Origin of the sequence: Bradyrhizobium uaiense, from assembly GCF_010811875.1 — a bacterium.
Classification (GTDB): Bacteria; Pseudomonadota; Alphaproteobacteria; order Rhizobiales; family Xanthobacteraceae; genus Bradyrhizobium; species Bradyrhizobium uaiense.
Map to the genome: position 1 here is coordinate 24591 of NZ_VKHP01000079.1, position 9773 is coordinate 34363.

The following is a 9773-nucleotide window of genomic DNA, read 5'->3' on the forward strand; positions in this document are numbered from 1 at the left end:
CGTTGGATCTATCGGGAGGCGTAGCCGGCACAAATGCTACCCGCGTACAGCCAAACGATCGGTACGACGATGCGGTCGATCTTGACCAAACCGACCAGGCGCCTGCCGATCAGGCAGAGCGTATCGTGCCGATGGCACAAAATTGGCGTCGATCGACGACGCGGGCCGAGTCTTCCGACCAGCTTTCCAGCCAACGCATGCGCAGGCCGTGCGCCTTGCACGCAACGCCGAAAAGCCTTGATCAATTAAAGCCTTGATCAATTCAGGATGGGATAATGCGACATGGACGGCCCGGAGCGAATGCATGGCAGCGACCGTCAGCAGCACTTCGGGCGCGCTCGCGGAAGCGTGCGTGGCCAGGCGTGCATGCGCGCTGATGCTCTCCACCTCGGACGGACAGGGTGCGAGATCATGCCGCGCCGGCTGGAACTTCATCAGACTCCCTTCAGATAGTCCTTGATTTGAGCTAGGTGAGATGTAGCAAGGCACGTGCCAATCATCGTCGCGCTGTGAGGGAGACTGGAATCATCGCTCGAAGCATTGACCTTTCCATGCGGAAGGTGCGCGCGATTGATCGATTTGCGAGCAGGCGTAGTCACCGCAACATCCGCAGCAGAACCGCTAACGTAGATGCTCGGGCAATTGCGGCTCACGACCGACCAGGTCCGCAAAGAAGGGGCCGCAGTCCTGGCCGTTACGGCTGGCGTCAAGCCCGTCGAGTGCTTCCGAGATCAGTCTTGCTTCATCCTCATCCAAGAGTCGCACGGCGGTGTCGATATGAACGAGCACCCTGGCGCCGACCGGGGCGCAGTAGAGCAGCATGACCGAGACACGCCGCTGTTCGTTGCGATACTCACAAAGTGCCGTGATGTCGTCCGTCTCAACAATCATCATTGGTAAGCCAAGGCACATGATCAATCGCGGGCCGCTAGATCGGCTGCGCTCCCATCTCATAACTTGCATGGTCGATATTGTTCGCCAACAGCCGTTCTGATGCAGGCAGCGGCGCCGTTCGCGGTGCGGCCGGCGAGCCCCACTGCGCCAGGAGTTTGCAAGCCAATTCGATCGCCGGCGCAATCTGGAAGCGCACCGGAGCTGTCAGCGGACCGCCCCAGTGCTGCAGGTCCAGCGCCTGACATCCGATGAGAGCGAGGTCTCGCGGGCAGCGGCCAAGCAGATCGGCCGCACTCAAGACCTCCTGAAAGCCGGTCTGATGTAGGCTTATCTTCTTGGCACCAGCAAATTTTGGCACCTCGGCATCCCGCATGAGCTTCAACTCTCCGGGCCGGAGTGCAAAGTCGATGGCATCGAACACGATCAGGCAATCGGCCTGCTCAAGATAGCTCACGAGGTAGAGCCCCTGCGTGCCGCCATCAAGGATGGTGACGTTGTCAGCGACTACATAGCGGCGATGGAACTCCTCTATCGCCCGCACGCCGAACCCCTCATCGGCCCACAGGATATTGCCGATGCCAAGCACAAGGATCCGTTGCTTGTTCTCCGGAACTAGTAACCGCGTGCCGTTCAATCGCGAAACTCGCGCTCACCCGAAATCATGGAGGAGATGCTCCGGCGCGACATGATGTCCTCCCGGATCACTGCGTAGATGTGAACCAGAACAAAGACCAAGATCACCCACAGGCCGAGATGATGCCAGGTATGGACGTCCTGGCTATTCGGCCAGATTGAAAACACCCAGCCGAACAGCCTGTCCTGCCAACTGTCGCTACCGGCGCCCTGCCCATAAAGTGCAAAGCCTGTGACGATCATGAACGTGATCGTTTGCGTAAACATAAGGAACATTGCGAGCTGAGCCAGTGGGTTGTGCCCGACGCGTCTGTCGGGCTCAATTGCAAGGAACCCGTACCGGCGAATCTCGTAGTGCACCTCGCGCCAAAAGCACCCGCGCCAGAGCGGAACACAAAAGATCTGCGTGGCATGTCGATTTCCAATCAGGGCCGAGTAAATGCGCAGAACAAAGCCGACGCTGAGGACATATCCCGCAGAGAAATGCGCAAATCGGATATAGCCGAACAGGAAATTGCCGCTTGCTTGTCCCGACATCGCCGGTGTGCCCGTTCCAATCAGATAGCCGGTTAAGGCCAGCATCAGAATGGCCGCCGCATTGACCCAGTGCCACAGTCGCACCGGCGCGTCATAAACGTAGGCGCCGCGATGGCCGATGCCGCGCTCGGTCGGTGCCGCATCGACGGCAGCGGGGAGCTGCCGAGCCTCGTTTCGCATGTCCCTAACGAACATTGACTAAAGCCATTTCTTGGCCGTCAAGACTCATCACATGGGTCGAGCACGCCAAGCACGGATCAAAGGAATGGATCGTACGCAAGATCTCCAGGGGTCGCAGCGGATCGGCCAACGGGGTGCCGATCAGCGAGGCTTCAAAGGCGCCAATATTGCCCTTGGGATCGCGAGGAGATCCGTTCCATGTCGTCGGCACGACACATTGATAGTTGTCGATCTTTGTGTCCTTGATCTTGATCCAGTGTCCAAGCGCACCGCGCGGCGCCTCAGCGAACCCGTAGCCCATGGCCTCCTTGGGCCAGCTTTCCGGCTTCCATCTTGTGACATTGGCAGTTGCCGTATTGCCTGCCTTAATGTGGACGACCAACTTATCCTGGAAATAACGCAGCTGATGCGCCGCCCACTGACATTCGAGTGCCCGCGCCGCGGTACGGCCGAGCGTCGAGAACATCGCCGTCAGGGGAAGATTCAGTCCCTTGAGCAGTCTGTCGGCCGGCTCCTTGAACTCGGCTTTGCCCTGCGCATAACCGATGATGTATCGCGCCAAAGGCCCGACCTCGACGGCGTGGCCGCGCCAGCGCGGCGCTTTGATCCACGAATACTTGCCGCCTTCGTCGAGTTCCTTGATATCAGTCTGACTGCCCTTGACTTTTGGCCCGAGCTCGAAACTCGGTTCGGTGATGCCATCCCATGGATGCAGTCCACAGCAATCGTGCGGGTATTTATACCACGAATGCGTGACGAACTCCTGGATCTGCTCCGGATCACCATGGTCGATCGGCAATATCTCCGTGAGGTTGCCATCAAGGATCACGCCGCGCGGCAGCTTGAGATTGTTCGAAGAACAGTCGTTGGCGTTTTCGAGGATGTCGCCATAGGACATTACGCTTTTGCTTGAAAGTCCGCCGCCATGGAGCCAATCCTTATAGAACGAGCCGATCATTGCGACGTCGGGCAGATAGACCTGCTCGACAAACTCGATCGAACGGTCGATGATCGAGGATACGAGATTAAGTCGCTCCATGTTGATCGCACCCACCGCACCAGTTCCGTCGATGTTGATAGCGCAGGGCACGCCGCCGACCAGCCAGTTCGGATGCGGATTCTTGCCCCCATAGACGGCCTGGATTTTGACGATCTCCTTCTGGAAGTCGAGCGCTTCCAGATAATGCGCCAGGGCCATCAGGTTCGCCTCCGCTGGAAGCTTGTAGGCCGGATGCCCCCAATAACCGTTCTTGAAGGGACCTAATTGCCCTGATCCGAAGAATTTAGTCAGCCTGATCTGCAGATCCTTAAAATAGCCAGGAGACGACAACGGCCACGGCGAGATGGACTGCGCCAGCGCGGAGGTCGACTTGGGGGCGGCCTGGAGCGCGGAGACCACGTCGACCCAATCGAGTGCGTGCAGATGGTAGAAGTGCACGAGATGATCATGCACGAGCAAGCACAGCTGCATGATGTTTCGGATCGAATTGGCATTCTCCGGAATCGTGATCCCTAACGCATTCTCAACCGCGCGCACGGAGGTCAGCGCATGGGTGCCGGTGCAGACACCGCAAATCCGCTCAGTAAACGCCCAGGCGTCGCGTGGATCGCGCCCGCGCAGGATGACTTCGATGCCACGCCACATCGTCCCGCTCGAAACCGCATTGCGGATCACGTTGTCGGCATCGACATTGGCTTCGACACGCAGGTGGCCTTCGATGCGCGTCAACGGATCGATGACAATTCGCTTGCCGGAGCGATCGAGATTGAACCCATTTGGTATCTGTCCGGCCACCGTCGCCCTCTTCTCAATTCCGTTTACTTTGGTGGAGCTGTGCGATCCGGCTTGTTGGTCAACCGCTTCACGGCGGTGACCGCCGCATGGGCGGCGACGGTCAGCCCAACCACCCCGGCAGCAGCCATACCAATCTGATCGGCGTTCTTCTCAATGCCGAACTGCTTGATGGTCGTGAGTCGGTCGTAAAATGAACCCTTGTCCCAAAAGCCGTCTTCGGAGCAACTGAGGCAGCCGTGGCCGGATTGAATCGGAAATGAAACACCGCCGTTCCACCGAAGGGCCGAACAGGCATTGTAGGTGGTTGGCCCCTTGCAGCCCATCTTGTAGAGGCAATAACCCTTGCGCGCGCACTCATCGTCCCACTCTTCGACGAATTGGCCGGCGTCGAAATGGGAACGTCGATAGCATTTGTCGTGAATGCGCTCGGAATAAAACATCTTTGGGCGCCCTTGGCGATCGAGCTCCGGAAGCTTTCCGAACGTGGTGATGAAAGTCACCAAGCCGCTCATGACCTCTGCGATAGGCGGACACCCGGGTACCTTGATGATCGGCTTGTTCTTGATCACCTGATCGATCGGCGCAGCGCCAGTCGGATTGGGCTTGGCCGCCTGGACGCATCCCCAGGACGCACACGTGCCCCAAGCGATGATCGCCATCGACTCTTCCGCCATCGACCTGAGCTTTTCAACGAACGGCTTGCCGCCGTCAATGCAGAACATGCCCCCCTGCTTCAGCGGCGGATTACCTTCGACCGCAAGCACATACTTGCCTTTATACTTGGCGCGGGCTTCCTCCAGGATGGCTTCAGCCTGCTCTCCTGCCGCCGCCATGATCGTATCGTCATAGTCGAGCGAAATCATCGACAGCAGCGTGTCTTTGATCAGCGGATGGGCCGAGCGGATGAAGCTTTCCGAGCAGCAGGTGCACTCGAGCCCGTGCAGCCAGATCACGGGTACGCGCGGCTTGGTCTCCAGGGCGTCGGCAATAGTGCTTGCGGCAAGCGGACCAAGTCCCAAGCTTGCGGCAGTCAAACTGCAGAATTTGTGGAAACTACGACGCGTGATGCCCTGACGTCTGATCACGCTGTAAAGCGTCTCCGTTGCCCCACCCATGAACCCTTCCATGTGAGTCGTCGTCGGCAGTAACGAACCGCTGACGCAGCAGCAAGAAACAGGCCATCGGAGCGCAACGCTTGACTGGGTGCCAAGCCAGCCTTTCGACTCTTGTCCTATCGGCGAGCCGGCCAGCAAGCCCCAGGCTCGCGCCGTTGAGCGCTGTCACGCCAGTGATGTCGGGCTTTGAACGTCGATGTGAAAACTTCAACAGAGCAGCACAATGATTTGCCAATCCAGGGCGACCACGTCATACCCGCTTTTGCACGATCGGAACACGCGCGCGCATACCGGTCGTTGAACGAGTTGGTGCAGTTGACGGGCACCGTCCATCTCAATCAGACTTGCTCTCTGCGGGCCAAATGGGGTTCGATCCGCGTCATAGTCCGACTGCGGAAACACGCCAAAGTGGCAGGCCCAGCGCTGAACAGAACGCGATGCCGAGCCGCGCAGCGCACATGCTTTGATCTGCAAGGCGGATCGCTCCGATCTGTCTGTCTTTCAATGTGGCTGCCGCACGGCATTACCAAGGGATCGGGCACCACGGTCTGGATGTTCTAAAGCGATCATCTAGGAGAGCATCGCGCGGGCCAATCGACGGCAAGCCGCGGTCCTCTTAGCATATCACGACACCGCACTCGCCTGCGAGCGTCTCTTCGCGATGCCGGAAGCGTCACTTTCGTTCCTAGCACCGGCGAAATCCGGCCGAGGATAGCAGCTCCGGCGCTGAGTTCAGTCATCGGTGTCCAGCGGCAACGCCGGTTTCCAACCACCCAAAACTGTCGTCGGGTTCTTTCAACGCCGGGCGAATTATCGAATTATTCCAGCATAGACGATGTACTGGACTTGTTCGCGATAGTACTTGCGGATTTCTCCGGGCGCGGCCGTTCCGACCACCACGATCAGACGCTCCTTCGGGTCGCAGAAAAATTGTGTTCCGTAAGCGCCGGTCCAGGTGAACTCACCTGGATTGCCCGGAACCGCCGAGATACCCTCGCTTATGCGCACAGCCACTCCGAGTCCAAAGCCGAAGCCGGCACGATGCGCCTCCACATTGGCGACCTTATTCTTGATCTCCGGCCCGAGGTGGTTGGAGATCATGTGGCGCACCGTCTTCGGGCCGAGAATGCGCTGCCCATCGAGCTCCCCGCCGTTTAGCAGCATTTGCCCGAAGCGCACATAGTCACCGACTGTCGCAAACGCGCAGGCTCCTCCGCAGTCAAACATTGTCGGACTTTCGAGGAGCTCGATCTCTTGAGGCTTTCCAGTCAGCGGGTCGTCTGGAAACGGATGCGCGAGGCGTTCTCCTTGTGATGTGGATAAATGGAAAGTGGCATCCTGCATCCCGATCGGCTTCCACAGGTTGCTGGCAAGATAGTCGCCCAATGGTTGTCCGCTGACCTGTTCCACGACAGCTCCGAGCACGTCGGTCGAGAAGCCGTATTCGAATTCCGTCCCCGGTTGGTGCGCTAGCGGCAACTTGGTAATGGCCTGGATGAAAGCCTGCTTGTCACCCTTTAGCGGCGGGGCTGCAAAATCCGGGTAGAGACGCGCCACTTGGTCTGGACTATCTGGAGGCGCGCCATAGGTGAGACCTGATGTGTGCCGATAAAGATCGTGGATGTAGATCGGAGAACTCTGCGCTTGATACTTTAACGAACCGTCAGGCCGTGGCACCGCGACCTTCATGTTTGCGAATTCCGGGTAATAATCCGTGAGCCTGCTCCGTAGAGGCAGGCGACCTTGCTCCATGAGGGTGAGCCCGGCAACGGCCACCATCGGCTTGGTCATAGATGCAAGCGCGAACATCGCATCGAGCCGCATCGACGATCCTTTTGCAGGATCAAGTTGGCCATACGCCTTGTAATGAATCAGCTTGCCGTCTCGGGCGATTGCAACCACCGCGCCCGGCACGCGCTTGCTTTCGATCTCACGATCGAAGAACTCGTCTAGCTTGGCAAGGCGTTGCTGAGAAACTCCAACGTCATCGGCCATGGCCTCGGGCAGAGGCGCTGAATGCACTGAATTGAAGCTGATTCCAGCAACCACTGCGGCCATAACAAGCTTGTTCATTCTATCCTCGCCAATAGACGGAGCTGGCTTGCGCTGCTCCAGCTCTGGCATGTCTGGCCTGACAAGCCGAAAGCCACTCGATCCGGTCTGGCGCGCCTGCGCTCATATGCTTCTCGTGGCACCGCGTCTGTCGAGGAGAGCTAAGGTGAAGATGACCGCAAGAGCGAACATCACCATACCGCCCGCAACCACACTCGCCTCGCGCCAGCGTGATGCTTGGACGTAGTCTATGACGTAGGCTGACAACACCTTGGTGCGCCCAGGAATATTGCCGCCGATCATCATCACGACGCCGAATGTGCCGATCGTATGAGCAAAGCCAATCACAGCGGCTTTGACAAACTCCAATCGCGCCAGCGGCAAACCGATGGTAATGAAGGCATGCAACGGAGAAACCCGCGCCGCGGCTTCCAGCGGAGGGTCGCCCATCGCAACAAAGGCGTTGCGGATCGGCTGCACCACCAAAGGCAGCGCCGAGAGCACCGATCCGACTACGATTCCTGCGAAGGTAAAGGCGAGCGAGCGCTCGCCCCAGAAAGAAGCGAGAAGCCCCCCCGGTCCGCCGGGCCCGAGCAGCACGAGAACACAGAAACCGAGTGCCGTCGGCGGTAGCACCAGCAGAAGCGTGATGATCGCTGCCACCGCCTCGCGCAGAACAGTATGTGAACGCGCTAGCCACCACGCGAGCGGCGCACCAATCACCAAGAGGATGATGGTCGTCACGCTGGCAAGCTCGATCGTAAGCGCAACGGATTGCCAAATCTCTGCCGAAAACGCATCCATAGGCGTCAGCCCCCCAGTGAGAGACGGTCGCCGTCTCGGGGCAGTGATCGCCTACACATCCGGCGCGCCGAGGCATAGGGCGCGCAGCGCCTCTTAGTGGTGCGGACCTTCGCAGCGGCCACTACATTGACGCGCGTCGTTTTCGCGAGCAAGAGCAGCGTCGCAAACTTCATAGGAAACTCCTGTCCCGGGGCCGCTTCGACCGGTCTTGACGGCGGCAGCTCCTCGCTCGTCATCCAGCAATTCCTGTGCCGCTTGCGCAATGTGGTGCGTTCTAGGCTCAACGTGAGAAAATACGCACAGACGACGAGTTCGCTGTGGAGTGGATCTTGCGCTCTGTCAGGTTTCCGGCATCTTTGTTCCCGAGCAGACAGCGACGGCACAATGATGCGGCAGAGTTTGACGCCCTCAGGTTTGTTATTGGATCTTACGGCGCTTCATGATCACTCGACGCGATCCTTAAGTGGATTCTGTTTCGAAAATTGCCCCGGTCGTTTAGAGTTCGCTCGAACGCGGGCGCGGCTGAGCGCAAGCACAACCCGCCACAGTCCCATTTACGATAATGGACGCGGCTGGTAGCAAGGGTATCGGAATTCATGCCTTGCTGGACATTGCCGCAAAGGACCTCCAAGTAGCGACGCCTTCATCCGGTAATCATGTGCGCACCGTGATAAACGAGCGCACAACCTTGCGGCATGCAGCTAGTTGTGCCGGAGGCAGGACCTGCCGCCGAAAACGGTTTGCAGCGACCTACAGAGCGTCCGGGCGGTGCCGTATATCGACCGTGATAGTGCCCCGGGCGCGAGAGACACATGCACAGATCTTTTCGTTCGCGCGTTTCTGCGGCTCGCTGAAGAAGACGTCACGGTGATCAAGCTCACCGTCGATCTTGATGATGTCGATGGCGCAAACACCACACTCGCCGCGCCGGCAATCCGCAATCACCTCGCAACCGGATTCATTGAGTACGTCCAGCAGCGAGCGATCACTCGGAATTTCTATTTCGAGGTTCCTATCGACAAAGCGAACCCGAAATCCTTCAGTCGGCAGCGAGCCGCTCGACCCGAAGGTTTCGTAGCGCAGGTCGGACACCGTTCGTCCTGCGCTATCCCAGGCCCGGCGCGCGGCATCGAGCATCCGCATCGGACCGCACAACATGGTCAAGGCGTCAGGCGGCAGCGAGGCGAACAGATTATCGAAATTGAGCCGGCGCCCCTCATTGCCTACATGGACAATAAGCCGCTCGTTCAGCAAGGGGGCGAGGACATCCAAATAGGCGGCTTGCTCGCGCGAGGGCACAGCATAATGCAGCGTGAAATCGGCATCGCGGCGGGCGAGCACCTGAGCTGCCCCAACCAGTGGCGTAATGCCGATGCCGCCCGCGATCAGGCAGTAGTGCCGGCGCGCCCAGTCGATCTGCAGCAACGAGGCAGGCAATGTGATGCTCAGCCGAGCACCCGGCGCAAGGGACCACATGTACCGCGAGCCGCCGCGGGTGTCCTCGGCGCGGCGCACCGCGATACGATAGCCGCCTCGGTCGGCTTCGCCGACCAGCGAGTAAGACCGCGTCTCTGGGCGCCCATCGATAGTGACAGCGACATTGATATGGCTGCCGACCGGATAGGTCGCGCCATCAAAGCTTTCCGGTCTGATTAGCAACTCGCGGATCGAAGGCGTCAGATCGCGCGTCGCGACAAGGGTTGCCGGTATCCAGCTTTCAATGAACCGCATGCAGATTCCTTTACTCGCCTGCCATCCTGATA

10 protein-coding genes are annotated in these 9773 nt (G+C 59.0%); all 10 read right to left on the reverse strand.

Features of this window, described 5'->3' with window-relative positions; all coding sequences use genetic code 11:
* Nucleotides 1–36: 36 nt before the first annotated feature.
* Nucleotides 37–435, reverse strand: a complete 399-nt coding sequence (locus tag FNJ47_RS19985) for a hypothetical protein (protein ID WP_163156079.1) — start codon at nt 433–435, stop codon at nt 37–39.
* Nucleotides 436–621: 186 nt separating this feature from the next.
* Entirely contained in the window at nt 622–912 is a 291-nt protein-coding gene (locus FNJ47_RS19990; protein ID WP_050402936.1) for a HypC/HybG/HupF family hydrogenase formation chaperone, read from the reverse strand.
* A gap of 16 nt (nt 913–928) precedes the next feature.
* Entirely contained in the window at nt 929–1528 is a 600-nt protein-coding gene (locus FNJ47_RS19995; RefSeq protein ID WP_163156080.1) for a HyaD/HybD family hydrogenase maturation endopeptidase, read from the reverse strand.
* Nucleotides 1525–2244 carry a Ni/Fe-hydrogenase, b-type cytochrome subunit gene (gene cybH, locus FNJ47_RS20000; protein ID WP_163156082.1) on the reverse strand — a complete coding sequence of 240 codons (720 nt, stop codon included), beginning with the start codon at nt 2242–2244 and terminating at the stop codon, nt 1525–1527. Before cybH ends, FNJ47_RS19995 begins: the two co-directional genes overlap by 4 nt.
* 4 nt (nt 2245–2248) lie before the next feature.
* Nucleotides 2249–4039: a nickel-dependent hydrogenase large subunit gene (locus tag FNJ47_RS20005; protein ID WP_163156084.1), complete on the reverse strand. Its 1791-nt coding sequence runs from the start codon at nt 4037–4039 to the stop codon at nt 2249–2251.
* Nucleotides 4040–4062: 23 nt separating this feature from the next.
* The gene (locus tag FNJ47_RS20010; RefSeq protein WP_050422976.1) at nt 4063–5154 is read right to left on the reverse strand and encodes a hydrogenase small subunit; all 1092 of its coding nucleotides are present in this window, start codon (nt 5152–5154) and stop codon (nt 4063–4065) included.
* A 207-nt stretch (nt 5155–5361) separates the two neighbouring features.
* A complete protein-coding gene (locus FNJ47_RS20015) occupies nt 5362–5628 on the reverse strand; it encodes a hypothetical protein (protein ID WP_163156086.1) in 267 nt (88 codons plus the stop codon).
* Between the two features lie 336 nt (nt 5629–5964).
* Entirely contained in the window at nt 5965–7227 is a 1263-nt protein-coding gene (locus FNJ47_RS20020; protein ID WP_163156088.1) for a serine hydrolase domain-containing protein, read from the reverse strand.
* 102 nt (nt 7228–7329) lie between these two features.
* Nucleotides 7330–8010 (reverse strand): molybdate ABC transporter permease subunit, encoded by a 681-nt coding sequence (locus FNJ47_RS20025; RefSeq protein ID WP_050422953.1) that lies wholly within the window; start codon nt 8008–8010, stop codon nt 7330–7332.
* A 750-nt stretch (nt 8011–8760) separates the two neighbouring features.
* Entirely contained in the window at nt 8761–9741 is a 981-nt protein-coding gene (locus FNJ47_RS20030) for a PDR/VanB family oxidoreductase (RefSeq protein WP_163156090.1), read from the reverse strand.
* Nucleotides 9742–9773: the final 32 nt, after the last annotated feature.